Genomic DNA, 1,031 nt, shown 5'->3' on the forward strand with positions numbered 1-1,031 from the left:
GGTTGAGTCCAAGTCGGCTTTCTTCGCGGCCGAGATCGACCGGCCACACAAGCGTTGGTGAGGTTCATCGACCAGCACGCCGCCCGCTCCACGGTGGGACGGCGGTGGGGTGTCGCGTCGATCTGCGCCCAGCTCGCCGAGCTGGGCGTGGCGATCGCCCCGTCGACCTACTACGCCGCCCGCGCCGCGGCGTTGAGGGCCCCGAGCAGACAGCAGGTGCGTGACGAGGAACTGACCGCTCAGATCAGCAGGGTGTATGCCGAGAACTATGGCGTCTACGGCGCTCGGAAGGTCTGGATCCAGCTGGGCCGCGAGGGCATCGACGTCGCCCGATGCACGGTCGAGCGGCTGATGCGCGCGGCGGGGCTGGCCGGGGTCCGCCGCGGACGCCGGGTCCGCACCACGATCGACGGTGGTGGGCCGCGGGCCGGTGACCTGGTCGAGCGCCGGTTCGACCGGCCGGCCCCGGACCAGCTCTGGGTTACTGACTTCACCTACGTGCCGACGTGGTCGGGGATGGTCTACGTCGCCTTCGTCATCGATGCCTGTTCGCGGCGGATCCTGGGCTGGCGCGCGGCCACGTCGATGCGTACCGAGCTGGTGCTCGATGCCCTCGAACACGCGGTATGGACTCGCGCCCGACAGGGCCATAAGGACCTGTCCGGGCTGGTCGCACACTCGGATGCGGGGTCGCAATATCGGTCCATCGCCTACACCGAACGACTCGCCGCGGCCGGCGCGGCGCCCTCGGTCGGGTCGGTGGGCGACGCGTATGACAACGCGTTGGCGGAGTCGACGATCGGGCTGTTCAAGACCGAGCTGATCAAGCCGAGAGGTCCGTGGCGCACGGTCGAGCAGGTCGAGATCGCCACCCTCGAGTACGTCGACTGGTTCAACCACCGACGGCTGCACTCCGCTGCCGCGGACCTGCCCCCGGCCGAGCTGGAGGCCGCGCACTACCGTCAACACATCGGCCAGCCCGAGTCAGAGCACTCAACCCGATAGCTCTCCGGACACGCCGGGGCGGTTCA

Annotated in this window: 1 pseudogene; it reads left to right on the forward strand. The window is 69.4% G+C overall.

Going from position 1 to position 1,031, the window contains the following annotated elements:
• Window positions 1-18: 18 nt before the first annotated feature.
• Window positions 19-1,005 (forward strand): annotated as a pseudogene (locus BM093_RS34920) (IS3 family transposase); the annotation flags it as partial.
• Window positions 1,006-1,031 lie beyond the last annotated feature (26 nt).

Origin of the sequence: Pseudonocardia ammonioxydans, assembly GCF_900115005.1 — a bacterium.
GTDB lineage: Bacteria > Actinomycetota > Actinomycetes > Mycobacteriales > Pseudonocardiaceae > Pseudonocardia > Pseudonocardia ammonioxydans.